Annotated in this window: 22 protein-coding genes; 13 read left to right on the top strand and 9 right to left on the bottom strand. The window is 72.3% G+C overall.

The features are described from left to right. Nucleotides 1–75: 75 nt before the first annotated feature. Nucleotides 76–1,362 (bottom strand): aspartate--tRNA(Asn) ligase, encoded by a 1,287-nt coding sequence (aspS, locus tag VAB18032_RS22405; protein ID WP_013735210.1) that lies wholly within the window; start codon nucleotides 1,360–1,362, stop codon nucleotides 76–78. A 306-nt stretch (nucleotides 1,363–1,668) separates the two neighbouring features. Here aspS and lipA point away from each other — a divergent pair, with 306 nt between their 5' ends. The 3 genes from lipA (at nucleotide 1,669) to VAB18032_RS22420 (ending at nucleotide 5,289) form a co-directional block, all read left to right on the top strand. Then, nucleotides 1,669–2,715: a lipoyl synthase gene (gene lipA, locus VAB18032_RS22410; RefSeq protein WP_081476186.1), complete on the top strand. Its 1,047-nt coding sequence runs from the start codon at nucleotides 1,669–1,671 to the stop codon at nucleotides 2,713–2,715. 120 nt (nucleotides 2,716–2,835) lie between these two features. Continuing rightward, nucleotides 2,836–4,503, top strand: a complete 1,668-nt coding sequence (locus VAB18032_RS22415) for a hypothetical protein (protein ID WP_043725390.1) — start codon at nucleotides 2,836–2,838, stop codon at nucleotides 4,501–4,503. Nucleotides 4,504–4,599: 96 nt separating this feature from the next. Continuing rightward, the gene (locus VAB18032_RS22420) at nucleotides 4,600–5,289 is read left to right on the top strand and encodes a DUF4191 domain-containing protein (protein WP_013735213.1); all 690 of its coding nucleotides are present in this window, start codon (nucleotides 4,600–4,602) and stop codon (nucleotides 5,287–5,289) included. A 149-nt stretch (nucleotides 5,290–5,438) separates the two neighbouring features. Here VAB18032_RS22420 and VAB18032_RS22425 read toward each other — a convergent pair whose 3' ends face one another. After that, complete coding sequence (locus tag VAB18032_RS22425) at nucleotides 5,439–5,774, bottom strand: RDD family protein (protein ID WP_050814782.1); 336 nt, start codon at nucleotides 5,772–5,774, stop codon at nucleotides 5,439–5,441. Nucleotides 5,775–6,096: 322 nt separating this feature from the next. On the opposite strand from VAB18032_RS22425, the gene glnA (VAB18032_RS22430) reads away from it, so the two are divergent. The 4 genes from glnA (VAB18032_RS22430) to VAB18032_RS22445 all read left to right on the top strand — a co-directional run bounded on the left by glnA (VAB18032_RS22430) (nucleotide 6,097) and on the right by VAB18032_RS22445 (nucleotide 9,609). Further along, nucleotides 6,097–7,521 carry a type I glutamate--ammonia ligase gene (gene glnA / locus VAB18032_RS22430; RefSeq protein WP_013735215.1) on the top strand — a complete coding sequence of 475 codons (1,425 nt, stop codon included), beginning with the start codon at nucleotides 6,097–6,099 and terminating at the stop codon, nucleotides 7,519–7,521. A gap of 159 nt (nucleotides 7,522–7,680) precedes the next feature. After that, nucleotides 7,681–8,235 (top strand): RDD family protein, encoded by a 555-nt coding sequence (locus VAB18032_RS22435; protein WP_013735216.1) that lies wholly within the window; start codon nucleotides 7,681–7,683, stop codon nucleotides 8,233–8,235. Nucleotides 8,236–8,269: 34 nt separating this feature from the next. After that, entirely contained in the window at nucleotides 8,270–8,629 is a 360-nt protein-coding gene (locus VAB18032_RS22440; RefSeq protein WP_013735217.1) for a PadR family transcriptional regulator, read from the top strand. Further along, nucleotides 8,626–9,609, top strand: coding sequence for a serine/threonine-protein kinase (locus VAB18032_RS22445; RefSeq protein WP_013735218.1), 984 nt, complete (start codon nucleotides 8,626–8,628; stop codon nucleotides 9,607–9,609). The genes VAB18032_RS22440 and VAB18032_RS22445 overlap by 4 nt, the downstream gene beginning before the upstream one ends. Before the next feature lie 7 nt (nucleotides 9,610–9,616). Here VAB18032_RS22445 and mptB (VAB18032_RS22450) read toward each other — a convergent pair whose 3' ends face one another. Beyond that, a complete protein-coding gene (gene mptB, locus VAB18032_RS22450; protein WP_013735219.1) occupies nucleotides 9,617–11,233 on the bottom strand; it encodes a polyprenol phosphomannose-dependent alpha 1,6 mannosyltransferase MptB in 1,617 nt (538 codons plus the stop codon). Nucleotides 11,234–11,247: 14 nt separating this feature from the next. Next, nucleotides 11,248–12,648 (bottom strand): polyprenol phosphomannose-dependent alpha 1,6 mannosyltransferase MptB, encoded by a 1,401-nt coding sequence (mptB, locus tag VAB18032_RS22455; protein ID WP_193386268.1) that lies wholly within the window; start codon nucleotides 12,646–12,648, stop codon nucleotides 11,248–11,250. A 44-nt stretch (nucleotides 12,649–12,692) separates the two neighbouring features. Here mptB (VAB18032_RS22455) and VAB18032_RS22460 point away from each other — a divergent pair, with 44 nt between their 5' ends. Next, nucleotides 12,693–14,360: a hypothetical protein gene (locus VAB18032_RS22460; protein WP_043721599.1), complete on the top strand. Its 1,668-nt coding sequence runs from the start codon at nucleotides 12,693–12,695 to the stop codon at nucleotides 14,358–14,360. 81 nt (nucleotides 14,361–14,441) lie between these two features. Here the strand turns inward: VAB18032_RS22460 and VAB18032_RS22465 are convergent, their stop codons facing one another. Then, complete coding sequence (locus VAB18032_RS22465) at nucleotides 14,442–17,510, bottom strand: bifunctional [glutamine synthetase] adenylyltransferase/[glutamine synthetase]-adenylyl-L-tyrosine phosphorylase (protein ID WP_013735222.1); 3,069 nt, start codon at nucleotides 17,508–17,510, stop codon at nucleotides 14,442–14,444. Beyond that, a complete protein-coding gene (locus VAB18032_RS22470) occupies nucleotides 17,510–18,277 on the bottom strand; it encodes a type 1 glutamine amidotransferase (RefSeq protein WP_043721603.1) in 768 nt (255 codons plus the stop codon). The genes VAB18032_RS22465 and VAB18032_RS22470 overlap by 1 nt, the downstream gene beginning before the upstream one ends. A gap of 126 nt (nucleotides 18,278–18,403) precedes the next feature. Between VAB18032_RS22470 and VAB18032_RS22475 the strand changes: the two genes are divergently transcribed. Both VAB18032_RS22475 and VAB18032_RS22480 read left to right on the top strand, forming a co-directional pair. Continuing rightward, a complete protein-coding gene (locus VAB18032_RS22475) occupies nucleotides 18,404–19,279 on the top strand; it encodes a S66 peptidase family protein (protein ID WP_050814783.1) in 876 nt (291 codons plus the stop codon). A 150-nt stretch (nucleotides 19,280–19,429) separates the two neighbouring features. Next, a complete protein-coding gene (locus tag VAB18032_RS22480; RefSeq protein ID WP_013735225.1) occupies nucleotides 19,430–19,963 on the top strand; it encodes a hypothetical protein in 534 nt (177 codons plus the stop codon). A 128-nt stretch (nucleotides 19,964–20,091) separates the two neighbouring features. Here VAB18032_RS22480 and VAB18032_RS22485 read toward each other — a convergent pair whose 3' ends face one another. Together VAB18032_RS22485 and glnA (VAB18032_RS22490) are read right to left on the bottom strand one after the other, a co-directional pair. After that, nucleotides 20,092–20,517 carry a DUF350 domain-containing protein gene (locus VAB18032_RS22485; RefSeq protein ID WP_013735226.1) on the bottom strand — a complete coding sequence of 142 codons (426 nt, stop codon included), beginning with the start codon at nucleotides 20,515–20,517 and terminating at the stop codon, nucleotides 20,092–20,094. 97 nt (nucleotides 20,518–20,614) lie between these two features. After that, on the bottom strand, nucleotides 20,615–21,964 hold the full coding sequence (gene glnA / locus VAB18032_RS22490) for a type I glutamate--ammonia ligase (protein ID WP_013735227.1): 1,350 nt from the start codon (nucleotides 21,962–21,964) through the stop codon (nucleotides 20,615–20,617). Between the two features lie 212 nt (nucleotides 21,965–22,176). Between glnA (VAB18032_RS22490) and VAB18032_RS22495 the strand changes: the two genes are divergently transcribed. The 3 genes from VAB18032_RS22495 (at nucleotide 22,177) to VAB18032_RS22505 (ending at nucleotide 25,491) form a co-directional block, all read left to right on the top strand. Beyond that, nucleotides 22,177–23,943: an NAD+ synthase gene (locus VAB18032_RS22495; RefSeq protein WP_013735228.1), complete on the top strand. Its 1,767-nt coding sequence runs from the start codon at nucleotides 22,177–22,179 to the stop codon at nucleotides 23,941–23,943. Between the two features lie 113 nt (nucleotides 23,944–24,056). Then, complete coding sequence (gene panB, locus VAB18032_RS22500) at nucleotides 24,057–24,902, top strand: 3-methyl-2-oxobutanoate hydroxymethyltransferase (RefSeq protein WP_013735229.1); 846 nt, start codon at nucleotides 24,057–24,059, stop codon at nucleotides 24,900–24,902. Nucleotides 24,903–24,984: 82 nt separating this feature from the next. After that, a complete protein-coding gene (locus VAB18032_RS22505; RefSeq protein WP_013735230.1) occupies nucleotides 24,985–25,491 on the top strand; it encodes a hypothetical protein in 507 nt (168 codons plus the stop codon). A 51-nt stretch (nucleotides 25,492–25,542) separates the two neighbouring features. Here VAB18032_RS22505 and npdG read toward each other — a convergent pair whose 3' ends face one another. Then, nucleotides 25,543–26,241, bottom strand: coding sequence for an NADPH-dependent F420 reductase (gene npdG / locus VAB18032_RS22510; protein WP_013735231.1), 699 nt, complete (start codon nucleotides 26,239–26,241; stop codon nucleotides 25,543–25,545). Nucleotides 26,242–26,282 lie beyond the last annotated feature (41 nt).

Consider the following 26,282-nt stretch of genomic DNA (forward strand, 5'->3'; position numbering starts at 1 on the left):
CCCCGTTGATCAAGAGGTTTGCGTCAGGAATCGTGCTGTCGCCGACGCAAACCTCTTGCTCAACTCCTGGAAGGTTCAGGGGGTCAGGCGGTGGAGGTCGCGGGGGAAGGGGGTCACTTCGCGGATGTTGGGGGTGCCGGTGAGGCGGGAGACGAAGCGTTCCAGGCCGATGGCGAAGCCGCCGTGCGGGGGCATGCCGTGGCGAAAGGCGTCGACGTAGCCCGCGTACGGTTCGACCGGCTCGCCGCGGGCGGCGAGGGCGGTCAGGTAGTCGGCGTGGCGGTGTAGGCGCTGGCCGCCGGTGACCAGCTCCAGGCCACGGAACAGCAGGTCGAAGCCGTTCGAGTAGTCCGGCCGGGCCGGGTCGGGATGGGTGTAGAAGGGGCGTTTCGCCATCGGGTAGCCGGTGACGAAGACGAAGTCCGAGCCGTGTTCCCGCCGCGCCCACTCGCCCAACGCCCGTTCGTGCGCGGGCGCCAGGTCCGGTTCGTCGGCGGGAGCGCCGGCGATCCGCAGCGCCTCGGTGAAGTGGACTTCCGGGATCTGCGCCGGCACCTGCGGTGGTGTCACGCCGAGGGTGGCCAGTGCGGCACCGGCCATGTCTACGACGGTGTCCAGCATCCCGGCCAGGGTGTCCCGCAGCACCGCCATCACGTCCCGGTGGTCGGTGATGAAGCCCAGTTCGGCGTCGAGCGAGGTGTACTGGGCCAGGTGCCGTACGGTGTCGTGCGGCTCGGCCCGGAACACCGGCCCGACCTCGTAGACCCGTTCGACCACACCGACCATGAGCTGCTTGTAGAACTGTGGTGACTGCGCCAGGTACGCGGGCCGGCCGAACCAGTCCAGCGCGAACACGTTCGCCCCGCTCTCGGTGGACGAGGCGACCACCTTCGGCGTGTGGATCTCCACGAACCGGTGGGCGTCCAACGTGGCCCGGAACCCGGCGACCGCCGCCGCCGACACCCGCACCGCGGCCGAGCGGCTCGGGTGGCGCAGCGCGACCGGTGCGTGGTCGAGCTGGGTGGGCAGGCTGGCGGTGAGGGTGGGCCGGTACAGGTCGAACGGCGGCGGTACGGCGGGCGGGCCGAGCGGGCGTACGGTCGGGTCGGTCAGCTCGACCCCGGCGGGCGCGGCCGGGTTCGCCGCCACCGTGGCCACCACCTCGACGACGGTCTCCTCGGGCAACGCCTCGATCTCGGCGCGTACCGCCGGGTCGGTGACCACGACCTGGGCGAGGCCGGCGGCGTCACGGACGATCAGGAAGGCCACCGACTTGAGCAGTCGGCGGCGGTGCACCCAGCCGGCGATCCGGACGGTACCGCCGGTGTGCCGGGTGAGCTGGTCGGACAGGATGCGTTGCACGGCTACCTCCTCGATCAATCGCAACGCGATCCCCGGGAGGTGTGGGCGAGCGGGAACCTCGCGGTGCCACCACACCTTCGCTCCCGCCGCAGCGGAAGCCTCGTTCGTCGCCTTTTCACCGGGGCCAGCCGGGCGGGCTCTACTGGGCTCGGGTGTTAAGAAGGGGCCCTTCCTCTACCGGAGGCGTTAAAAGGGTGCCCTTCCTTTCACCGTCGTCGCTTCGTGCGAGCGACGCTAGCAGCACCCACCGTCGCCGTGTTACCCGTTTTTCCCGTCCCCGGTGTCCGGCGTCACAGGATTTGCGGGGTGACGGCGGTCGCCCGCTGTTCATCGACAGCCACCATCCGGCGTAGGCTCGTTTTTGTGACGATCGAGCACACCGCACCGACGACCGGCCAGGCCACGCGCACCGCGACGCCCGCCCCCGAGGGGCGGCGGCTGCTGCGGATCGAGGCCCGCAACGCCGAGACGCCGATCGAACGCAAACCGCCGTGGATCAAGGTCAAGGCCAAGATGGGCCCGGAGTACACCCAACTGCGCGGGCTGGTCTCCCGCGAAGGGCTGCACACCGTGTGCCAGGAGGCCGGCTGCCCCAACATCTACGAATGCTGGGAGGACCGGGAGGCCACCTTCCTCATCGGCGGTGACCAGTGCACCCGCCGCTGCGACTTCTGCCAGATCGACACCGGCAAGCCGGCCGAGTTCGACGCCGACGAGCCGCGCCGGGTGGCCGAGTCCGTGGTGTCGATGGGCCTGCGGTACGCCACCATCACCGGCGTGGCCCGTGACGACCTGCCCGACGGCGGCGCCTGGCTGTACGCCGAGACGGTCCGGCAGATCCACGCCCTGCAGCCCGGCTGCGGTGTGGAGCTGCTGATCCCCGACTTCAACGCCGTACCGGAGCAGCTCGCCGAGGTCTTCAGCGCCCGCCCCGAGGTGCTCGCGCACAACGTGGAGACGGTGCCGCGGATCTTCAAGCGGATCCGGCCGGCGTTCCGCTACGAACGGTCCCTGGACGTGATCCGGCAGGCCCGCGCCGCCGGCCTGGTGACCAAGAGCAACCTGATCCTGGGCATGGGCGAGGACCGCGCCGAGATCTCCCAGGCGCTGCGCGACCTGCACGACGCCGGTTGCGAGCTGATCACCATCACCCAGTACCTCCGCCCCACGCCCCGGCACCACCCGGTGGAGCGCTGGGTCAAGCCGGAAGAGTTCGTCGAGCTCAGCGCCGAGGCCGAGGAGATCGGCTTCGCCGGGGTGATGAGCGGGCCGCTGGTGCGCTCGTCGTACCGGGCCGGCCGGCTCTACCAGCAGGCTCTCGCCGCCCGCGAGGGCGTCGCCGTCGCCGGCTGAGGTTTCCCGGCCGCCGCGCCGCGCGAGCGCCGTCGGCAGGCGGCGGCCGGGTGCCATGATCGGCAGGTGACCGAGGTACGCCGAGAGCCACGACCCGCGCTGCGCGCGCTCCCGGCAACCCTGCGGACGCTTCCCGATTCGCTCCGGCTGCCGCGTAGCCCCCGACTGCCGGTGCTGCTCACCGTGCTCGCGTTCCTCGCCGGAGTGGGTTACCGCCTCGGGCTGATGCTGTTCGACGCGCCGCCCACCAACAGCGACGAGGCCACCATGGGCCTGGCCGCGCTGCACATCTCGCGGGGCCAGGAGTTCCCCGTCTGGTTCTACGGCCAGACGTACATGGGCACCCTCGAAGCGTGGCTGGCCGCGCCGCTGTTCGCCGTGGCCGGCCCGTCGACGTTCGTACTGCGGCTGCCGACCCTGGCGATGTACGCGCTGTTCGTGCTGCTGATCTGGCGTCTGACGCTGCGGTTGACCGGGGACCACTGGTTCGCTCTGCTGGTGGTCGGCCTGCTCGCCCTCGGCTCGGACCGGATCGTCAAGAACCAGCTGATCGCCGGTGGCGGCTACCCGGAGATGAATGTTGCCGGGGCGGCACTGGCCCTGCTGGCGTACGACCTGGCGGTCGGGCGTCCCGGTCGACGGCTGCCCCGCTGGACGGCGTGGGGTTTCCTCGCCGGGCTGATGCTCTGGGTCGACCCGCTGGTGCTGCCGTACGTCGCCGGCACCGGGCTGGTGCTCGTCGCGTTCCGCTGGCGTGAGCTGCGTGGCCGAGCGGGCGGGCTGCTCACCCTCGGCGCCCTGGTCGGCGCGGCACCGCTGCTGGTGGACAGCCTGGTGGCCGTCCGCAACCCGCTCACGGCGGTACTCACCGCCAGCGGCGCCGAGCAGCCCGCCGGCTGGCTCGACCGGCTGTACGGCGGGCTGGTGCTCGGCCCGGCGCTCGGCATGGGCTTCTGTGACCCGGGCCGGTGTGCGGGCTGGCAGCTCTGGTGGGCGGTGGCACTGCCGGTGCTGCTGGCCGCCGCCGCCCTGACCGCCTGGCACACCCTCCGCCACCCACCCACCTCCCCTACCCCGGCTGGAACTGCCACGGCTGCCACCGGAGCAGCGGATCCGGGGGGCGAAGCGGGTGGCGGTGCGGCGGCACGGGTGGGTGCGGCGGTGACGTCGGCATTGGTCGGGGCGGCGGTGGCGACCATTGCCGCGTACACGGTCAGCAGTGCGGCCGGGCGGACGCCTGTGGAAAGCTCCCGCTACCTGTCCTGCCTGCTGATCTCCGTACCGGTGCTGTTGTGGCCCGGGTGGAGGGCGACCCGCCGGCGACGCCTGCCCGCCGGCGACGCGGCGGACCACCGGCTCGGCGGGCGATCTTCCGCTACCACGCGGGTAGCGGCGGTGCTGGTGCTGACGGCGACGCTGAGCACCGCGATCGTCGCGACGGCGGGTGCGGTGGGTCGGGTGCCCGCCGTGCACTCCGACGAAGGGCGGCACGTCGCGCTGGTCGCTGCGCTACGCGAACAGGGCGTACGGCACGTCTACGGCACCTACTGGACCTGCAACCGGCTCACCTTCGCCAGCGGGGAGGACGTGATCTGCGCGGTCGTCGACGACGAGTTGCGTCCCGGCCACGACCGTTACCGCCCGTACCGGACGGCCGTCCACGCGGCGGCCGGGGCGGCCTGGATCGCGCCCGACGGGTCCCCGCTCGCGGCCCGCCTCGACCAGCGACTCGACTCCCTCGACCGGTTCACCGTCGACGGCTGGCACGTCTACCTGCCCCGCGGCTGACCCAGCAGCCCCGGTCAACCCGATGATCAACCGAGTGGACCGACCGGGACCGGACGCCGATCAACGGCGCGGCGCGCGACCACTAGACTCGACGCCATGGCAAAGCCCCAGGAGAAGGTCTCGTTCGGCCAGCGGCTGAAGCAGATCGGGTTGGTGTTCCGGTTCACCGCCAAGCAGGACAAGTGGTTCGCGCCGCTGGCCGCCGGCGCGGTGCTGATCCCACTCGCGCTGACCGTCGTCGCGATCGTGCTCTGGGGCTGGCTGTGGCTGCCGCTGGGCATCCTGTTCGCCCTGCTCTGCCTGCTGATCGTGCTCAACCTGCGGTCCAACCGGGCGATGATGAACGCCGCCGAGGGCCAGCCGGGCGCCGCCGCCCAGATCATGGAGAGCATGCGCGGCGACTGGCGGGTCTCCCCCGCGGTCAGCTCGACCACCCAGATGGACATGGTCCACCTGGTCATCGGCCGCCCCGGGGTGATCCTGCTGGCCGAGGGGAACCCGCAGCGGGTACGCAGCCTGCTCAGCCAGGAGAAGCGCCGGCTCGCCAAGGTGATCGGCAACGCCCCGCTCTACGACTACGTCATCGGTCAGGAAGAGGGCGAACTGCCCATCCGTAAGCTGCGGATGACGCTGATGCGACTGCCTCGCAACCTGAGCGGCAAGGACGTCAACTCCCTGGACAAGCGGCTCAAGGCGCTCACCGCCCGCCCGCAGATGCCCAAGGGCGCCGTACCCAAGAATCTCCGCCCACCCCGAGGCGCCTTCCGCCAAATGCGCGGCCGCTAACCCCCCGCCCCGCCCCGCCCCCGCCCCGCCCCGCCCCGCCCCGCCCCGCCCCGCCCCGGCGATCATGCACTTCTGGTCGCCGTTATGCCGGGATTGAGACGCTGTGCGGGGTCAAGAAGTGCAAGATCGGGGGAACGTCGGGGTGCGGGTCAGCGGGGGGCGGGGGTGATGACGGAGTTGGTGAGGCGGTCGTGCAGGCCGCGGCGGTTGTGGTCCATGAGGAGGGCGGGAACCACCAGGGCCAGGAGCACGCCGCGCAGCAGGGCACGCAGCAGGCCGATGCGGCCGCCGTCGGACCAGGCGACACAGCGGATCCGGGTCAGGTACATGCCGGGGGTCTGGGCGAACAGGCCGAGGAAGATGGCGTACTCGACGATCAGCACGAGCACCGGCGCCCAGCCGTCACGTGTCGGGCTGGCGAACAGGCCGGCGGCGAGCAGGCAGAGCACCCAGTCGATGATCAGCGCTCCGAAGCGGCGGCCCAGTTCGGCCGGTACGAAGTCGGGGTCGGCTGCGGGCGGCGTCGAGGCGTGCGGCTGGGTTGTCACAGCGGCCAAGATTACTCAGCGCTGCCCTACCGGCCCGGAACAGGTCCGTGCGCGTGGCGTGGAATCGGACCAATAGCAGGAAGTTTCACTAGACTGGCACAGCCGGACCAGTCCCTCCGGTTTCGGCGTCCACATCCTGTCAGCCGTGACACACCGCGAGGGACGTAACACGGCAGAAACACTGGAGACATGGCCGGGCAACCCCACGGCCATAGCGTCGCCAGGAGCCGAGCTACCCGTGGACGTGCCAGGAGGACTAGTGTTCGCCAATCCCGAGGAACTCCTGCGTTACCTCAAGAACGAGGACGTAAAGTTCGTCGACGTTCGTTTCTGTGACCTACCCGGCGTCATGCAGCACTTCAACCTGCCGGTGGAGTCTGTCGACGAGGGTTTCTTCACCGACGGTCTCGCCTTCGACGGATCGTCGATCCGCGGTTTCCAGGCGATCCACGAGTCGGACATGCTCCTTCTCCCGGACGTCGCGACCGCCTTCATCGACCCCTTCCGCGCGCAGAAGACCCTCGCGCTGAACTTCTTCATCCACGACCCGTTCACGCGCGAGGCGTACTCCCGCGACCCGCGCAACGTGGCGAAGAAGGCCGAGGCGTACCTCGCCGCCAGCGGCATCGCGGACACCGCGTACTTCGGTGCCGAGGCGGAGTTCTACATCTTCGACTCGATCCGCCACGAGACCTCGGCGCACCAGTCGTTCTACTACATCGACTCGATCGAGGGCGCCTGGAACACCGGCCGCGAGGAAGAGGGCGGCAACCGCGGCTACAAGACCGCGTACAAGGGTGGTTACTTCCCGGTGCCGCCGGTGGACCACTACGCCGACCTGCGCGACTCGATCGTGCGGCGCCTGATCGACACCGGCTTCACCGTCGAGCGCTCGCACCACGAGGTCGGCACCGCCGGCCAGGCGGAGATCAACTACAAGTTCTCCACCCTGCTGCACGCCGGCGACCAGATGCAGCTGTTCAAGTACATCGTCAAGAACCAGGCCTGGGCCGCCGGCAAGACCGCGACCTTCATGCCGAAGCCGCTCTTCGGCGACAACGGCTCGGGCATGCACACCCACCAGAGCCTCTGGCTCAACGGTGAGCCGCTGTTCTACGACGAGACCGGTTACGCCGGCCTGTCGGAGACCGCCCGCTGGTACATCGGCGGTCTGCTGCACCACGCCCCGTCGCTGCTGGCCTTCACCAACCCGACGGTCAACTCGTACCGTCGTCTGGTGCCGGGCTTCGAGGCGCCGGTCAACCTGGTCTACTCGCAGCGCAACCGCTCCGCCTGCACCCGCATCCCGGTCACCGGCAGCAACCCGAAGGCCAAGCGCGTCGAGTTCCGCGTGCCGGACCCGTCGGCCAACGTCTACCTCGCCTTCTCGGCGATGCTGATGGCCGGCCTGGACGGCATCAAGAACAAGATCGAGCCGCCGGCTCCGATCGACAAGGACCTCTACGACCTCCCGCCGGAGGAGTGGGGCGACGTCAAGCAGGTGCCGGGCTCGCTGCCGGCGGTGCTGGACTCGCTGGAGGCCGACCACGACTACCTGCTCGACGGCGGCGTCTTCACGCCGGACCTGATCTCCACCTGGATCGACTGGAAGCGGGCCAACGAGGTCGACCCGGTGCGTCTGCGCCCGACCCCGCACGAGTTCGCCATGTACTTCGACTGCTGATCACGATCAGCTCTCGTTCGGGCCGGCTCCGCGTTCGCGGGGCCGGCCCGAACGTGTTGGGGCCACCCGAGCACTGCTGCGTCACCCCTGTCCGGGCACCCTGTCGAAGCTGCCGCAGACTATGCCGGCAACGTGACAGAAGATCGACAGGAGAGTGCCATGACCGTCCGCGGATTCGACCGGCCGCCGACCCGACTGGAGGCCGCCAAGGCGTACGCGGAGCAGGTCTGGGGAACAGGCAGCGCCAAACGGGTGGCCACATTCGACAACGGCATCCCGTACGTGCGGGCGGGGGCGGTGGCGCGGTTCCTGACCTGGTTCGTCGACACGGTGGTGTGCCTGTTCGGGGTGGGGGTCTGTGTCGTCGCGCTGGCGCTGCTGCATGACGGTGGGCAGGGCCTCTCCATCGACGCCGTCGCCGTGCTGGCGATCGCGTCGTACTTCGTGGTGCCGATGCTGTACGGCCTCTGCTACGGCAACGGCCGCGCGCTCGGTGCGGTCCTCACCGGTACGCAGCTGGTACGGGCCAAGGACGGCGGGCGCATCGGCCTGAAGGGCTGCTGGGCCATGGTGGTCCGGACGGTGTTCATGCCGATCGTGTTCGGCATCGTGGTGCTGAGCGCGGCGACCGGGTTGGGGGTGGCCGGTTCCCTGGCGCGGACCAGCATCGACCGCGCCGCCACCCGACACCTGCACGCCGCCGGCATCCGGTGACTCCCAATACCTTCGCGTCCGATATATTCGGGCCATGGATACGCCGCTACGCGAACCGACCTACCTCATCCTCACCGCGCTCGCTCGCGAGCCGATGCACGGTTACGCGATCATCGGCGAGGTCGCCGCTCTCTCCGACGGACGGCTCTCGCTGCGCCCCGGCACCCTCTACGGTGCGCTGGACCGGCTCACCGACGCCGGGCTGGTGGAACTCGACCGCGAGGAGACAGTCGAGGGGCGGCTGCGCCGCTACTACCGCCTCTCCCCCAGCGGGGCGAGCATCCTCGCCGCCGAGACCGAACGACTGCGGCGCAACGTCGAAGCGGCCACTGCTCGGCTGCGCGCCCGCAAGGCCCAGGCGCTGACTCCGCGTACGGCCGGGGGGTTGGCATGAACGAGTTGGAGCGACGCTACCGACGCCTGCTGCGGGCGTACCCGCCGGACTACCGGCGCGAACGCGGCGACGAGATCATCGGGACGTACCTCGACGTGGCCGGACCGGATCGGCGCTGGCCCTCCCTCGCGGAGGCCGCGGACCTCGGGCGCGGCGGTCTGCGTCAGCGGCTGCGCGCCGCCGGCGCCACCGACCTGATTCCCGGGGTACGCCTGGCCGGGCTGCTCGCCCTGACCACCGCCGCCTTCCTCGCCGGCTTCTGGGTGTTCGCCGAGCAGCAACTGCCGCCCGCCGAGGCAGGCGTGCCGGTGTTCGGCCCATTCGTCTCGGTCGGCATCGTCGCATGGTGCGGTTGGCTGATCGCCGCGCTTGTCGTCGCCGTCGCACCGGGCCGACCCGCCCGAGTGGCGATCGGCGTGGCGTTGCTGATGACCGCAGCGGTGCCGGCGGTGAGCGTGCTCGCCGGTGTGCCACGGCCACCGCTGCTGGTGGTGGCCCCGATGGTCGCGCTCGGCGTGCTGGCGCTCGCGGTCGATGACGGCCTGCCGGTGCCGGCCCGAGTTCTGCCGGTGACGGCGGCGGTCAGCGGTGGTCTCCTCTCGTACGCGATGGGGGTCGGTGCGTACTGGAGCGCCTACCGTGGTGGGGGCGGAGAGTTCCAGCCGCCCATCGGCACGGTGCTGCTGCTGGTCGTGCTCCTGCTGGCGATCGGACTGGGCATGCGGCGGGACGCGCGGGGCGGCTGGGCCGCGATGGCCCTGCTCACCCCGGTCGGCCTGCTCAACGTGCACCTGCTGGCCGGGGCGGTGGACGGTCTCGCCAGTGGTGCCCCACGCCCCACGTACCCGACGATGGTCGGCGTTGCGCTCGCCGTCGCCCTGCTCGGACCGGCCCTGCTGCCGGCCGCCGTCGCCCTGCGCCGCCGCCTGGGCACCCCGTCCGCCGCCGCTGCCTGCCCCACCTGCGGCAGCCGCCGCTGACCGGCGGTCAGGGAGGGCGTCGTAGCCAGGAGGGTGCGCGGAGCACCACGGCCAGCACCAGCAGGGTCATCGCCACCGCGCCGGGTGCCTTCACCAGCCGGGCCACGTTGCTGCCGTCGGGCAGGGCGAGGAAGGACGCCGCCGCGCAGGGCAGCGCGAACCAGGCCGTACGCGTCGCCGTCACCGCGAGCAGCGCCAGCGGCCAGGTCGCGTACCAGGGGTGGAACACCGGCGCGAGAACCACCGTCGCCACCAACGCCATGCCGGCGGCACCGAGGATCAACCGCCGCTCCCCCGGCGGCGTCCTCGGATCAGCGGGACGCACCACGCCGGCCCGTGCGGCCAACCTGATGACCCACCCTCCGGCTCCGTCGGACCGGGCGGCCGGGGTGCGCAGGGCGGACCAGGTTCGGCACCAGAGCAGGACGAGGAACGCGGCCAGCACCACCAGGCCGACGACACGGGTCACCGGCACCGCGCCGGGTGGCCGGCCGACCAACCTGCCGACGTAGTCCACGACCATGCCGACCGCCGTCGGCGGCGAGGTCCACTGCACGGTGTCCCCGCTGCTGCCCAGCCCACCGATCCAGCCCAGCCCGAGACCGGACAGCAGCGACGTCACCACCAGCGCGCCGACCACCCCGACGGCGAGGAGCCCGCCGTCGCGCAGCAGCGCCGCGACCGTGTGTCGACCGCGTACCGCGGCCAGCGCCGCGAACGGCAGCACCACCACGGCGGTGGCCTTCACCGACACCGCCAGCCCGAGCAGCACCCCGGCGGCCAGCAGCCCGGCAACCGCCGGCACCCCCTTTCGGCCCGACAGCAGCCGGCCGGGAGGACGGACCAGGAGCAGGAGGCCGGGCAGGAGCAGGCCGAGCATCACCGCGTCGTTGTGCGCACCGGCCACCAGGTGCACGCCGACCAGCGGGCAGGCCAGCACCAGCCAGATCGCCCGCCGGGTCGGCACGCCGGCCGCCCGGGCCAGCCCGGGCAGACAGAGCGCCGCCACCAGCAACCCGGCCACCGCCAGCACCCGCAGCAGCGCCACCGTGCCGACCAGGCCACTGCCGAGCACCACGGCCAGGGCACCGAGCAGCACGAAGAACGGGCCGTACGGGGCGGCCGTGTCCCGCCAGACCGGCGCGACCGCGTCCAGCCAGGGGCAGCCGGCCGCAGCCACCCCGGTGGCGTACGGGTCACCACCATCGGCGTACACCCAACCCTGGCAGGCGTACGAGTAGACGTCCCGGCTGCCCAGCGGGGCGCTGAACAGCAGCGGCAGCGCCCACAACCCGGCAGTCCGGTACGCCCAGGCCGCCGACGGCGCACCACCACGCAGCGCCCACCAGGCACCGACCATGGCGGTGGTGCCGGCCAGCCAGAGGATCACGGTCAACGGGCCGTCGACCGCAGGGTTGGTGGTCCGCTCCGGCAGCGCACCGCCCAGGAAGGAGGCGGTGGCCAGCAGCACCGCTCCGGCCAACCCGATCCACCGGGCCACCCGGTCACGGCCGGTGACCGAACCGGCCTCGCGATCGGCGGTCGAGCCGCCCTCGCGGCCGGTGGTCGAGCCGGCCTCGGTGGTCGAGGCCGGGTCGGGGTGGGGGGCGCCGGGTTCGGTCACCGGCGTACCTCTCCTCAGTCCACGGGAACGGGTCGGCGAGTCGCCCGAGCCGACCGTACCAAGCGAACCGCCACCACGATCACGAACAGGGTCATCAGCGGCGCACCTATCGTCTTGGTGTGCCGGGGCAGCCCGGTGCCGTCGGCGAGCACGTGGAACGCCGAGTACACGGTCACCGCGCTGAACCACCAGGTGCGGTGGGCGGTGGCGGCGAGCAGGACCAGCGGCCAGAACCAGTACCACGGGTGGAACAGCGGGGCCAGCGCCACCGCCGCGGTCAGGGCCAGCGCGGCGTGCCACAGCGGTTCGCGGTAGCGGGCCCGGAACCACAGCCAGACCAGCAGCGCCGCCAGCACCACCATGGCGATGCCGCGGGTCACCGGCAGCGCGTCGATGTGCAGGCCGAAGGGCAACGCCAGGTAGCCGATGGTCTGTCCGACGGCGGTCGGTGGCGAGGTCCAGGCGATCACCTCGTTGCCGTGCGAGAGCCCGGTGATCCAGCCGAGGTCCAGGCCGGCGGCGAGGGTCACCCCGAACAGGGTGGCCACCGCGCCACCGACCACCGGCGTACCGTCGCGCAGCAGGCCGCGCAGCGAGAAGCCGTTCGGGATCGCGGCCAGCGCCGCGAAGGGGACCACCACCAGCGCGGTGACCTTGATCCCGGCGGCCAGGCCGAGCACCACTCCCCCGGCCAACAGGTGCCAGGTACGGCCCGGCCAGGTGACCACGATGGCCAGTCCGGCCACCATCAGCCCGACCATCATCGCGTCGTTGTGCACGCCGGAGATCAGGTGCACCCCCACCAGCGGGCTGGCCAGGGCCAGCCAGAGCGCCCGACCGACCGGCACGCCGCAGCGGCGGGCCAGCACCGGCAGGCAGGCCGCCGTCAGCACCACGCCGGCCACCGCGAGCACCCGGAACAACGCGATGCTGCCGAGCAGCGACCCGGTCGCGGCGACCACCGCGCCGGAGATCACCACGAACAGCGGACCGTACGGCGCAGGGGTGTCCCGCCAGATGTACGACATGGTGTCCAGCCAGGGGCAGGGCAGGGTGGAGACGCCGTACTCGTACGGGCTGATGCCGTTGGCGTAGCTCGCCCCCTGGCAGGCGTACGCGTACGCGTCGCGGCTGCCCAGCGGTGGGGTGACCAGGAAGGGCAGGATCCACAGGGCGGCGGTGGTCAACGCCCAGCGGGCCGACGGCACCCGGTCCCGCAGCACCCACCAGGCCACCGCCATGGCGATGGTGCCGAACAGCCACAACCCGATGATCCACGGCCCGTTCGGGCCGAGCCAGATCTTCACCGGGTCGGGTCGCAGGTCCCCGTCGGGCAGGGCTCCACCGAGGAAGGCAGCCACCGCCAACATGATCGATCCGGCTAGTCCAGTCCAGCGCACGAGGTGATGGGGCACGCCCGCCATGCTGCCAGTACCGTGAGCGCGGGGCGGAGGTGGGCATGCGGGGCTCTCGGGTGGTGGCGCTGGCCGCCGCGTGTGCCGGTGCGCTCGGTGTGGCGTACCTCATCCTCCCGGCGATGGGTTCGGACCTGGCGGCGCAGGTGGCCCGGGCCGACTTCTTCGCCGCGCACGGCCCGACCCCGGTCGACCTCCGCTGGTACGGCGGGGTCCAGCAGTTCGGCTACAGCCTGCTCGCCCAGCCGGTGATGGCCCTGCTCGGGGTACGCCTCACCGGCGTCGTCGCCCTGGTCGCGGCGGCGACCGCGCTGGCCGCCCTGCTGGTCCGTACCCGGGTGCCCCGGCCGCTGCTCGGCAGTCTGGTCGGGGTGGTCACCATCGCCGGCAACCTGCTCTCCGGTCGGATCACGTACGGCCTGGGGGTGGCCTTCGGCCTGGCCGCCCTGCTCGCCCTCACCTGGCGACCCACGCTGTCACCGGCAGCAACCACCGTCCGACACGTCCGCTCCGGCAGTCGGTGGCCGCTCGTGCTGGCCGGGGTCGGGGCGCTGCTGGCCTCGGCGACCAGTCCGGTGGCCGGTCTCTTCGTCGGTCTGGCCGGTGTCGCCCTGCTGCTGTCGCGCCGGTACGCCGACGGGCTGACCCTGGCGGTGACCGCCGCATTGCCGTTGGGCGTGACCGCGCTGCTGTTCAGCGACGGCGGCTGGATGAACATCAGCCGTACCGACACGATCCGGGCGACGGTGACGGCCCTGCTGGTGGCCGCGCTGGTCGGGTACCGGCCGGTGCGGGTCGGGGCGCTGCTGGCCGCCGGTGGGGTGGTCGCGGCGGCGCTGGTGCACACCCCGGTCGGCCTGAACGCCACCCGCCTGGCGACCATGTTCGCGCTGCCGTTGCTGGCCGCCGCCGCCCACCGCCCCGCCTGGCTCGGATCGGCCCGGCGGACGGGCCCCCCGGTAGCCCAGCCACCGCCGGTCCCGCCTGTTCGGCCGCCGTCGGTGGGTGCGATGCCACGGCGGGTCGGGGCGGTCGCGTTGGCTGTGCTGCTGGCGGTGGTGTGCTGGTGGCAGCCGCCGGTGGTCCCCGCCGACCTGCGCAGCATCGGCGATCCGACAAGCGCTCCCGGCTACTTCGCCCCGCTGCGCGCCGAACTGGAGCGGCGCGGGCTCACCGGTCGGCTGGAGGTGCCGCCGACCCGCAACTACTGGGAGGCCGCCCGGCTGGGCGAGGTGCCGCTGGCCCGAGGTTGGCTGCGGCAGGCCGACATCGACCGCAACCCGCTGTTCTTCACCACCGTGCCCGGCGCGACCGGCACCGGCGTGCCGCTGACCGTCGACAGCTACCGGGCCTGGCTGGACGACAACGCGGTGCAGTACGTCGCGGTGCCGGACGCCCCGCTGTCCTGGGTCGGCCGAGCGGAGGCAGAACTGGTCGACGGCGGCCTGCCGTACCTGACCGAGGTCTGGTCCGACCGGCACTGGCGGCTGTACGCGGTGACCGACCCCACCCCCCTGGTCGGGGCGCCCGGCGAACTGCTGCACGCCGACGGCGCTTCGGTCGCGTTCCGCACCACAGGTGCCGCGACAGTGCCGGTGCGGGTCCGGCACAGCCGCTGGTTGACCGCCTCCGGCGACGCCACCGTCGCCGCCGACGGGGACTGGACGGCGGTCACGGTGCCGCGCGCCGGCACGTACACCCTCGGCAGTTGATCCGGCTCCCCCGCCCACAACCGTTACCGGCGTTAATAAGGGGCCCTTCCTCTACCGCAGGCGTTAATAAGGTGCCCTTCCTTACATCTCCAGGACGCGTTCGGCGGCGGTGCGGGAGCGGCGGCCGGTGCGCAGGTATTCGTCGAGGAACTCACCGGGGTCCTCGGCACCGAGCAGCCGCACCACCCCGGCCAGTTCCACGCCGTGCCGGGGCAACTGGTCGCCGGCCCGGCCCCGGACCAGCATCAGCGCGTTGCGGACCTGCGCCGCGAGGGTCCAGCCGGCCGCCATCGCCTCGGCGTCCGCCGGGTCGACCAGGCCCAGGTCACGGGCGGCGGTTAGGGCGTCGAGGGTACGGGTGCCGCGCAGCGCCGGGTACGCCCCGGCGTGGCGCAGTTGGAGCAGCTGCACCGCCCACTCGACGTCGGCCAGGCCGCCCCGACCCAGTTTGGTGTGGGTGGCCGGGTCGGCGCCCCGGGGCAGCCGCTCGGTCTCCACCCGTGCCTTGATCCGGCGGATCTCGATGATCTGTTCCCGGGTCAGCCCGTCGGCCGGGTACCGGACCGGGTCGACGAGCTGTTCGAACCGGGTGCCCAGGTCGGCGTCGCCGCAGACGCAGCGGGCGCGTAGCAGCGCTTGGGCCTCCCACACCCTCGACCAGCGGGCGTAGTACTGCTGGTAGGCGGCGAGGCTGCGGACCAGTGGCCCCTGCCGGCCCTCCGGACGCAGGTCGGCGTCGACGCCGAGCGGCGGATCGGGGGCGGGCATGCCGAGCAGTCGGCGCAGCTCCTCGGCGATGGCCTGGGCGGCGGCGCTGGCGGCGCTCTCGCTGACGCCTTCGGGCGGCTCGTAGACAAACAGCACGTCGGCGTCGGAGAGGTAGTTGGACTCGTACCCGCCGAGTCGGCCCATGCCGATCACCGCGAATTTCAGGCCCGGCATCGGCGGCTGGGCGGCCCGGGCGGTGCGCAGCGCGGCGGCGAGGGTGGCGTCGGTGACGTCGGAGAGGGCGGTGCCGACGGCGGTGATGTCGGCCAGTCCGGGGGTGGCCCGTTCGCCGTCGCCCCGCGAGGGGGCCAGCGAACCGGCCCGGCTGAGCACGTCGGCGCAGGCGAGGCGGAGCAGTTCCCGGCGACGCAGCGCGCGGACCGCCCGGATGGCCTCGACCGGGTCGGTGTGCCGGCCCGCTGCGGCGGCGAACCCGTCGCAGAGCACGTCGCGGGGCCGGGGCCGCAGTTCGCTCTCCTCGGCCAGCATGCGCAACGCCTCCGGCTCGCGGGCGAGCAGGTCGGCCGCGTACCGGGAGGAGGAGAGCACCCGGGCCAGGCGGCGGGCCACCGGCCCGGAGTCGCGCAGCAGCCGCAGGTACCAGGGGGTGCTGCCGAGGGAGTCGGAGACCTGACGGTAGTTGAGCAGGCCCCGGTCCGGTTCGGGGGCGTCGGCGAACTCGCTGAGCAGCACCGGCAGCAGGGTGCGCTGGATCGCGGCGGTGCGGCTCACCCCGCCGGTGAGGGCCTGGAGGTGACGCAGCGCCCCGGCGGGGTCGGCGAAGCCGAGGATCTCCAGCCGGTTGCGGGCCGCCTCGGGGGTCAGCCGCAGACCGTCGGCCGGCACCCGGGCCACCGACTCCAGCAACGGGCGGTAGAGCAGCTTGGCGTGCAGCCGGCGTACCTCGGTGGCGTGGGTGTTCCACTCGGCGCGAAAGGCCTCGACGGCGCTGCGTCCCGGGCTGGCGGCGTATCCGAGGGCGGTGGCCAGCCACTTCAGCGCGCCCGGATCGGTGGGCACGGTGTGGGTTCGCCGCAGGCCCTGTAGTTGCAGACGGTGCTCGACGCCGCGCAGGAAACGGTAGCCGCGCAGCAGCGCCTCCCCGTCGGCCCGGCCGACGTAGCCGCCGGTGACCAGCGCGCGCAGGGCGGGGATGGTGCCGGGGGTACGCAGCGACTCGTCGCCGCGCCCGTGCACCAGTTGGAGCAGTTGCACCGCGAACTCGATGTCCCGCAGCCCGCCGGGGCCGCGTTTGATCTCGCGCTCCAACTCCTTCGGCGGAATGTGGTCGATGATCTTGCGACGCATGGCCCGGACGTCCTCGACCGCTTCCGGACGCTCGGCCGCCTGCCAGAGCAGCGGGGCCAGCGTGTCGATCCACTCCTGACCCAGCGCCAGGTCACCGGCGGCCGGTCGGGCCTTGAGCAGGGCCTGGAACTCCCAGGTGCGGGCCCAGCGGCGGTAGTACGCCAGGTGGCTGGCCAGGGTGCGCACCAGCGGACCCCGGTTGCCCTCGGGACGCAACGCGGCGTCGACCGGCCAGGCCACCAACCCGCAGATGTGGATCAGCCGGGTGGCCACTGTGGTGGCCGCGGCGAGGTCGTCGTCCTCGGCCGCCACGAAGATCACGTCCACGTCGGAGACGTAGTTGAGTTCGCCACCACCGCACTTGCCCATCGCCACCACGGCCAACCGGGGCACTGCGGTGCCCTCGGGCAGCTCGCTCACGGCGATGTCGTAGGCGGCCGACAGGGTGGCGTCGGCCAGCGCGGAGAGGGCGACCATTGTCTGCTCCAGGCCGCGCCCGCCGGTCAGGTCGGCCGCCGCGATCCGCAACAACGCCAGCCGGTACGCCCGACGCAGCACCGCCACCGGATTGCCGTCGCCTGTCGCGTCGAGTCGCCCGTCGGCGGTCGGCGCGAGCCCGTCCGGCTCGGTACGCAGCACCGCCCACTGGTCGGGGTTGGCGACGAGATGATCGCCCAACGCCGAGGAGGCCCCCAGCACGGCGATCAGCCGGCGGCGCAGCCCCGGATCGTCGTGCAGGGCCGCGAGCAGGGCAGAGCCGGCCCCGATACCACCCGAGCCGCCGGCCCCGGACGTGTCCGTACCGGCGGCCGTGCCGTTGCCGCCGGTACGGCTGCGGCGTTCCGCCTCGACGAGGCGGTGCAGTTGGCGCAGCGCCAGGTCCGGGTCGGCGGCCCGGGACAGCGCGGTGAGCAACTCCTGGGCCGCCTCGCCACTGGGTTCCTGGGTCTGCGGTCGCCACAGGTCCAGGCCGGTCGGGCCGAGCAGGTCGGCGGCGCGGGCACCGCCGTCGGAGTCGGTGATGTCGAAGCCGTACCGGGCGAGCCGGCCGGTGGCGCTGGTCGGCCGGCCCATCAGTGCCCGAGCAGCGGCAGAGTGCGGCGCGGCCCGTCGTCGTCCAGTTCGCCGAGGGCCAGCGCGGCGAACCGGACGGCGAACGGTTGCCAGACCTCTTCCACGTCGACCATCACCGCGTCGCAGGCGGCGACCACGAGGTCCCGGTCGTAGCCCAGCTCGGCAAGCAACGCCGAGTCGGTGGCCCAGTCGGCGATCATCGCCGTGTCGCACTCGATGTGGAACTGCAGACCCCAGGCCCGGTCGCCGAGGCGGAACGCCTGATGCGGATAGCGGGTGGAGGCGGCCAGCAGGGTCGCGCCGACGGGCAGCTCGGTGATCTCGTCGGCGTGCCACTGCAACACGTCCGGGATCAGCGGCACGTACCGGAACAGCGGATCGTTCTCGGCGGCGTCGCGCCGGCCGACCACGGCCGGGCCGACCTCGGGCCCGGCGGGGCTGCGCTCGACGGCGCCGGCGTGGGCGGTGGCGAGCAGTTGCGCGCCGAGGCAGATGCCCAGGGTCGGCAGTCGGTGCCGGACCGCCTTACGCAGCAGCGCCTCCACGTCGGGGAACCAGGCAGCCGACGGCGTCCCGTCGGTTGTCGGGTAGGCCTGCTGGTCGCCGCCGAGCACCACGAGCGCGGCGTAGCCCGCGAGGTCGGCGGGGAGTTCATCGCCGGCGTGCGGGCGAACCACGGACAGCTCCAGCCCCGCCTCGGTCAGCCATTCCCCCAACCGCCGCGCATCGTCGGTCGGGTCGTTCTCGATCACCAACGCAGTTCCCACGTCGTCGAGGCTATCCGGTCGGGCCGATCGGGGCCGCGCGCGGGACTAGGCTCTCCGGCTGTGTCCGACCACACCGCTGCTGACCACGTCGTACGTCCGCCGGCCCTGCGCGAGGGCGACACGGTGATGCTGGTGTCCCCCTCCGGGCCGACCCGCCCGGAGCGGGTGGCGCGGGGCATCGAACTGCTCACCGGCTGGGGTCTGCGGCCCGTGCTCGCCCGCAACGTGTACGCCCGACAGGGCTACCTGGCCGGGGTCGACGCGCTGCGCGCGGCCGACCTGAACGCCGCCTTCGCCGACCCGCAGGTACGCGGGGTCATCTGCACCCGGGGCGGCTACGGGGCGCAGCGGGTGGTGGACGCGATCGACATGGCGGCGGTGCGCCGGGACCCGAAGGTGGTGGCCGGCTTCTCCGACATCACCGCCCTGCAACTGGCGCTGTGGCGGGGTGCCCGGCTGGCCGGGGTGCACGGACCGGGGGCGGCCTGGCGCGACGAGCGCACCCCGCTGGCCTCCGCCGAGTCGCTGCACGCCGCGCTGACCCGTACCGAACCGGTCACCGTGCGCGCCGTCGAGGCCGAGGAGACCTTCGCCGTACGGGTGCCGGGGCGGGCGGTGGGTCGGCTGCTGGGCGGCAACCTCTGCCTGATCGTGGCCTCGCTGGGCACCCCGGACATGCCGGACCTGACCGGGGCGGTGCTGTTGCTGGAGGACGTGCAGGAGCCGCCGTACAAGGTCGATCGGATGCTGACCCAGTTGCGTCGCGCCGGTGCGCTGGACGGGCTGGCCGGGGTGGCGGTGGGCCAGTTCACCGACTGCGCGGACGGCTGGGAGGTCAGCGTGGCCGACGTGCTCACCGAACGCCTCGGCGACCTGGGCGTACCGGTGCTGGGCGGGCTGCCGATCGGCCACGGCCCCGGTCAGCTCTCCGTCCCGGTGGGCACCCTGGCCACCCTCGACGCGGACGCCGGCACCCTCACCGTGGCCCCCGCCGTTCGCTGACCGTCTGTCCCGGTACCGATCCCCGAGGGCGGGCATGTCCGATTATTTCGGCCGAACTGCCAGCTCGCTGACAGGTTCGGCATGGGCCTCACCCAGACTGGCGGGTCACTGTCGGTGACGTCATCGCATCACCTACGAGTTGGAGGACCGATGTCCCGCACGATTTCGAAGAAGCACCTGCTGGGCGGACTGGCTGCCGCGGGTGTGCTCGCCGTGGGGATCGCCGCTCCCACCGTGGCGCTCGCCGACGACAAGGCCACCCCGAGCCCGAGCGCCAGCACGAGCACCGAGGACCGCAAGGACGAGCGCGGGGAGCGCCACCAGGCGTTCGCCGAGGCGCTTGCCGAGGAGTTGGGCGTGCCCGCCGACAAGGTGACCGAGGCCCTGGAGAAGCTCCGCGAGCAGCACAAGCCGCAGGGCAAGCCGGAAGGCGAGCGTCCCGAGGGTCGCGGTGGTGACCAGCACCGTGGCGGCGAGCACAAGCGCGGTGGCGACCGCGGGCCGCAGCACTCCCCCGAGGACCGCAAGGAGGCCATGGCCGAGCGGCTCGCCAAGGCGGTCGAGGAGGGCAAGCTCACCCAGGAGCAGGCCGACGCGATCACCGCGGCCGTCGAGGCCGGCGTCTTCGGTGGCCCCGGCGCCAAGGGCGACAAGGCCGGTCAGGACGACACCGCCGGCAAGTGACACCCGGCACGGGTACGTGACCGTCGGGTGACACCGGGCAGGACGGGTGCGGCATCTCGCCGATATCTCCCCGGACACGACACACCCCGGTCGGGCAGGTGCCCGACCGGGGTGGACGCTCGATCAGCTCAGGCGATGCAGGCGCAGACGATCAGCGCGGCACCGAAGTGGCTGGCGGCGCTGACCTTCGCCACCGGGTGCGGCTCGTCGGAGCAGACCACCTCGCCGAGCTTGCCCGGGGTGAGCAGGTCCAGCACGACGAAGGCCAGCGCCATGATGCCGAGACCGATCAGTCCGAACAGCACCGTGGACGCCAGCCCCTTGGCGAAGTCGTGGTAGCTGGTCAGGATCGCGGTGAACACGATCCCCGCGACGCCGAGCTGGTTGGCGGCGAGCAGCAACCCGGCGTTGGCGTTACGACGCACCCAGATCAGGTCCCGCAGCTTGCCGGGGGTGAGCAGGTCGACCAGCCCGAAGCCGGCGGCCATCAGACCGACGCCCACGACACCGAACACCACACTCTGCCAGGCTCCGCTGAGCAGATCCTCCAACACCGACTGCCTCCCCGACCGTCATCTCCGACCGGCAGGGCGCCGGCACGGTGATCGAGACGATAGCGGCAGGCCGCAACGGCCGGCAGCGGCGGTCGGGTTACAGCGACAGGTAGTGCTGACGCTCGTACGGGGTGACCTCGCGGCGGTACTGCTCCCACTCGGAGCGCTTGTTGCGCAGGAAGAAGTCGAAGACGTGCTCGCCGAGCACCTCGGCGACCAGTTCCGAGCCGGCCATCACGTCGATCGCCTCGGCCAGGTTCTCCGGCAACGGCTCGTACCCCATGGCCCGCCGCTCGGCGCTGCTCAGCGCCCAGACGTCGTCCTCGGCGCCCGGCGGCAGCTCGTACCCCTCCTCGATGCCCTTCATGCCGGCGCCGAGCAGCACCGCGAAGGCGAGGTACGGGTTGGCCGCCGAGTCGGGCGAACGGATCTCCACCCGGGCCGAGTTCGGCTTGCCGTACGCCGGGACGCGGACCAGCGCGGAACGGTTCAGGTGCCCCCAGCAGACGTACGCCGGGCTTTCGGTGACCCGGTCCGGCAGCGCCTGCGGGAACAGTCGCTTGTAGGAGTTCACCCACTGGTTGGTGACCGCGGTGTACTCCCGTGCGTGCGCCAGCAGCCCGGCGATGAACGCCCGGGCCACCTTGGACAGCTTCATCGGGTCGCTGGGGTCGTGGAACGCGTTGCGCTCCCCCTCGAACAGCGACAGGTGGGTGTGCATGCCGCTGCCCGGCTGGTCGGTGAAGGGCTTGGGCATGAAGGTGGCCTGCACCCCGGTGGAGAGCGCCACCTCCTTCACCACGTGCCGGAAGGTCATGATGTTGTCGGCGGTGGTCAGCGCGTCGGCGTAGCGCAGGTCGATCTCCTGCTGGCCGGGGGCCACCTCGTGGTGGCTGTACTCCACCGAGATGCCGATGCGCTCCAGCGCCAGCACCGCCTGACGGCGGAAGTCGCGGGCCACCGCATGGGTGGTGTGCTCGAAGTAGCCGCCGGTGTCCACCGGGATCGGCACCGAGCCGTCCGCCGGCCCGTTCTCCAGCAGGAAGAACTCGATCTCGGGGTGGGTGTAGAAGGTGAAGCCCTTCTCCGCCGCCCGGGACAGCGCCCGACGCAGCACGTGCCGCGGATCGGCCCAGGACGGGCTGCCGTCGGGCAGCAGGATGTCGCAGAACATCCGGGCGCTCTCGCCGCTGACCCCACCCTCGAAGGGGAACACCTGGAACGTCGTCGGGTCGGGCATGGCCACCATGTCCGACTCGAAGACCCGGGCGAAGCCCTCGATCGCCGAGCCGTCGAACCCGATGCCCTCGTCGAAGGCGGCCTCCAACTCGGCGGGGGCGACCGAGACGCTCTTGAGCGTGCCGAGCACGTCGGTGAACCAGAGCCGGACGAAGCGGATGTCCCGCTCTTCCAGCGTACGGAGGACGAACTCCTGCTGACGGTCCACTGCCTCAACCTTCCGCGACTCTATGTCCGCCTTCGACCGGGCTTTACCCGACCTGACCGACCAGTCTTCACCGGCCCGATTACGCAGACGTTACGCGAACCGCCGACGCCGCGTCCCGCGCAGTCCCGACGTACGGTCGGCGGCCCGGACCGGAGGGCATCGGCTGCCCACGCCGACGTGTCGACCTCATCCCGCTGGGGCAAGATGAGGACATGCCCACCCTGCGTCTCGCCCTGTGCCAGGTCAACCCCAGCGTCGGCGACCTCACCGGCAACGCCGACATCGTCCGCGCCTGGTCCCGCCGCGCCGCCGACGCCGGCGCCCAGCTGGTGCTCTTCCCCGAGATGGTGCTGACCGGCTACCCGGTGGAGGACCTGGTCTTCCGGCGGTCCTTCGTCGCCGCGTCGAAGGCGGCACTGGACCGGCTCGCCACCGACCTCGCCGCCGACGGCCTCGGTGCGGTGCCGATCGTGGTGGGCTACCTGGACGCCGACGGGCCGCCGCAGGTCAGCGGGGACGCCGAGCCGGGCCGCGGGGCCCGCAACGCCGCCGCGCTGCTGCACCGGGGTGAGGTGCGGATCACCTACTTCAAGCATCACCTGCCCAACTACGGCGTCTTCGACGAGGACCGCTATTTCGTGCCCGGGGACACGCTCACTGTCGTACGGCTCGGCGGCGTGGACGTGGCGCTGACCATCTGCGAGGACCTGTGGCAGGCCGGTGGGCCGTTCGCCGCCGCCCGGCAGGCCGACGTCGGACTGGTGGTCAGCATCAACGGCTCGCCGTACGAGCTGAACAAGGACGACCTGCGGCTGCCGGTGGTGCGCCGCCGGGCCGCCGAGTCCCAGGCCACCATCGCCTACGTCAACATGGTCGGCGGGCAGGACGAGCTGGTCTTCGAGGGCGACTCGATGATCGTCGCGCCGGACGGCACGCTGCTGGCCCGGGCGCCGCAGTTCGTCGAGCACCTGCTCGTCCACGACGTGCAGGTGCCGCCGGCCGTCGACGCGAGCGAGGTCGCCGACGGCGACCGGGTGGGCGACGGGTTGCGGCTGGTAAGGCGTACGGTCGAGGGCCTCCCGCCCACCCCGGACGGCCCGGCGGCGCTCGGCGGGGTCATCGAGCCGGTCGCCGACGAGGCGGAGGTGTGGCAGGCGCTGGTGCTCGGGCTGCGCGACTACGTGAACAAGAACCGCTTCCCGTCGGTGGTGCTGGGCCTCTCCGGCGGCATCGACTCGGCGGTGGTGGCGGCCATCGCGGTGGACGCGCTCGGTCCCGACCGGGTGGTCGGCGTCTCGCTGCCCAGCCAGCACTCCTCCGAGCACAGCCGGGAAGACGCGGCCGACCTGGCCAAGCGCACCGGGTTGGACTACCGGATCGAGCCGATCCAACCGATGGTGGACACCTTCCTGGCGAACCTGTCGCTGTCCGGGGTGGCGGTGGAGAACCTCCAGGCCCGGGTACGCGGGGTGATCCTGATGGCCCTGTCGAACCAGGAGGGCCACCTGGTGCTCACCACCGGCAACAAGAGCGAACTGGCGGTCGGCTACTCCACCCTCTACGGCGACTCGGTCGGCGGCTTCAACCCGATCAAGGACGTGTGGAAGACGCTTGTGTGGCGGCTGGCCAAGTGGCGCAACGCCGAGGCGGCCCGGCTGGGCGGTACGCCGCCGATCCCGGAGAACTCGATCGGCAAGCCGCCGAGCGCCGAGTTGAGCCCGGGCCAGCTGGACAGCGACACGCTGCCCGACTACGACGTGCTCGACCCGATCCTGATCGGCTACGTCGACGGTGACCTGGGCCGCGACGGCCTGGTGGCCTCCGGCCACGACGCGGCGGTCGTGGACAAGGTGCTGCGGATGGTGGATACCGCCGAGTACAAACGACGCCAGTCCGCGCCCGGCACGAAGATCTCCATGAAGGCGTTCGGCCGCGACCGACGGCTGCCGATCACCAACCGGTGGCGCGAGGACGGTTGAGCGCCGGGGAGTGAATTCCTCCACTGCGACCTGTCGCGAGCGGAGCCGACGGTGCGACGATCGCCGCAGTGCCCGGGGACCGCGTACGCGGCCTCGAGGAAAGGAGATTCGTCATGGTGGAATCCACTCCGGCCGAGGTGACCGCCCTCTACGGCGGCCCGGCCACCCGCCGGGTCCGCACCCGCGACCTGATCGCCGCCAAGGAGCGCGGCGAGAAGTGGGCGATGCTCACCTCGTACGACCAGTACACGGCGTCGATCTTCGACGCCGCCGGCATCCCGGTGCTGCTCGTCGGTGACTCGGCGGCGAACAACGTGTTCGGCTACGAGACGACTCTGCCGGTGACCGCCGAGGAGCTGCTGCCCCTGGTCCGGGCGGTGGTCCGGGCCACCCGGCAGACGCTCGTCGTCGGCGACCTGCCCTTCGGCTCGTACGAGGAGGGGCCGACGCAGGCGCTGCGCACCGCCGTACGGTTCATGAAGGAGGGCGGCTGCCACGCGGTGAAGCTGGAGGGCGGCCGGCGCTGCGCCGACCAGATCGCCGCCATCGTCGGCGCCGGCATCCCGGTGATGGCGCACATCGGCTTCACCCCGCAGAGCGAGCACAACCTCGGCGGATATCGGGTGCAGGGCCGGGGTGACGCCGCCGAGGAGGTGGTCGCCGACGCCCGGGCGGTCGCCGAGGCGGGCGCCTTCGCGGTGGTGTTGGAGATGGTGCCGGGTGCGGTCGCCAAGCGGATCACCGGCGAGTTGAGCATCCCCACGGTGGGGATCGGCGCCGGGCCGGAGACCGACGCCCAGGTGCTCGTCTGGCAGGACATGGCCGGCCTGCGGACCGGCCGCGCGCCGCGGTTCGTGAAGCGCTACGCCGACCTGGCCGGCGCGCTGGGCGAGGCGACCCGCCGCTTCGCCGACGAGGTCCGTGGTGGCGAGTTCCCGGCCGCCGAACACACCTTCTGACGGCGCACCGGGGCACCTCAAGATCGGATGTCGGCGGCCCGGGAAACAGGCCGCTGGACAGGGGCCACTACGCTTCGCGACCGTGAAACGTAATCGTCTCTTCGCACTCGCCCTGGCCGGGGTCACGGCCTTCACCCTCACCGCCTGCGGCGGGGACGACACCGATGCGCCGGCCACGTCCGCTTCGGCCACCACCGCGCCCGCAGCCACCAGCGCCGCACCCACCCCGGATGCCTCGGCACCGGCCGCAGCGGATGCGGGGGGCGACAAGAAGATCTGTGAGGCCGTGAAGGAGGCCGGGGACGAGTCGAAGCAGGTGCTGTTCGACGCGCTCCAGGCCGGTAAGGAGCCGACCGTCAAGATGCTGTCGGAGACCTACACCGACATGGCCGTGGCACTCGGCGAGGCCGCCGACGCCGCAAGCACGGACAGCAAGGTGGCCACCGCGGTGAAGGAGTTCCAGACCGCGGTGACGGAGGTCGCCGAGTCGTCCGACCCGGTCGCGGCCGGTGACAAGCCTGCCTTCCAGAAGACCGCCGCGAACCTCACGGCGGCCTGCAAGGAAACCGGCGTCGACATCAACTTCTGACCGTTGCCTGGTGTGGCCCGGCCCTGAGGGCCGGGCCACACCACTGTCTGGTCAGAGATCGGTGACACGCACTCCGGCGTGGGTCTTGTACCGCCGGTTGATCGCGATCAGGTTCGCGGTGAACGCCTCGATCTGATGGGCGTTGCGCAGCCGCCCGGCGTAGACGCCCCGCATGCCGGGGATCCGGGCGGCGAGGGCGGCGACGACACCGACCAGGTCCCGGTCCTCGGAGCAGATCAACACGTCCAGGTCGATCCGGTCGATCTCCGGGTCGGCCAGCAGCGGCGCGCTGACGTGGTTGAACGCCGCGCCGACCCGAGACTCGGGCAGCAGCGCGGCGGCCTGCTGGACCGCACTGCCCTCGGGCACCGGCAGCGCGTACGGGCCCTGCTTGTCGAAGCCGAGCGGGTTGACGCAGTCGACCACGATCTTGCCGGCCAGGGGCTCGGCGAGCGCGGCGACGGTGGCGGCGTGCCCGTCCCAGGGCACCGCGATGATCACCACGTCGCTGCGGCGGGCCACCTCGTCGTTGTCCGCCCCGGTGACGCTGCCGTCGGCCGGCACGCCGGGCAGCGCGGCGATCTCCTCGGCCGACTGCGCGGCCCGTTGAGCGGAACGGGAGCCGATCAGCACGGTCTGACCGGCGCGGGCGAAGCGGTAGGCCAGCCCCCGGCCCTGGTCGCCGGTGCCGCCGATGATGCCGACCGTGAGCCCGGAGACGTCGGGCAGGTCACTGGGGTCGTATGCCATGGTCGTCATCCTTGCAGTCGCACCCGGCTGACAGCACCGAC

The sequence above is a fragment of the Micromonospora maris AB-18-032 genome, assembly GCF_000204155.1.
Classification (GTDB): domain Bacteria; phylum Actinomycetota; class Actinomycetes; order Mycobacteriales; family Micromonosporaceae; genus Micromonospora; species Micromonospora gifhornensis.

What these genes read in the sequence shown, in the direction of transcription:
- VAB18032_RS22420 (WP_013735213.1), top strand. Translation starts at nt 4,600, where the DNA reads ATGGCAAAGCCCCAGGAGAAGGTCTCGTTCGGCCAGCGGCTGAAGCAG.
- VAB18032_RS22435 (WP_013735216.1), top strand. Translation starts at nt 7,681, where the DNA reads ATGACCGTCCGCGGATTCGACCGGCCGCCGACCCGACTGGAGGCCGCC.
- VAB18032_RS22440 (WP_013735217.1), top strand. Translation starts at nt 8,270, where the DNA reads ATGGATACGCCGCTACGCGAACCGACCTACCTCATCCTCACCGCGCTC.
- VAB18032_RS22445 (WP_013735218.1), top strand. Translation starts at nt 8,626, where the DNA reads ATGAACGAGTTGGAGCGACGCTACCGACGCCTGCTGCGGGCGTACCCG.
- VAB18032_RS22460 (WP_043721599.1), top strand. Translation starts at nt 12,693, where the DNA reads ATGCGGGGCTCTCGGGTGGTGGCGCTGGCCGCCGCGTGTGCCGGTGCG.
- VAB18032_RS22465 (WP_013735222.1), bottom strand. Translation starts at nt 17,510, where the DNA reads ATGGGCCGGCCGACCAGCGCCACCGGCCGGCTCGCCCGGTACGGCTTC.
- VAB18032_RS22475 (WP_050814783.1), top strand. Translation starts at nt 18,404, where the DNA reads ATGCTGGTGTCCCCCTCCGGGCCGACCCGCCCGGAGCGGGTGGCGCGG.
- VAB18032_RS22480 (WP_013735225.1), top strand. Translation starts at nt 19,430, where the DNA reads ATGTCCCGCACGATTTCGAAGAAGCACCTGCTGGGCGGACTGGCTGCC.
- VAB18032_RS22495 (WP_013735228.1), top strand. Translation starts at nt 22,177, where the DNA reads ATGCCCACCCTGCGTCTCGCCCTGTGCCAGGTCAACCCCAGCGTCGGC.
- panB (WP_013735229.1), top strand. Translation starts at nt 24,057, where the DNA reads ATGGTGGAATCCACTCCGGCCGAGGTGACCGCCCTCTACGGCGGCCCG.
- npdG (WP_013735231.1), bottom strand. Translation starts at nt 26,241, where the DNA reads ATGGCATACGACCCCAGTGACCTGCCCGACGTCTCCGGGCTCACGGTC.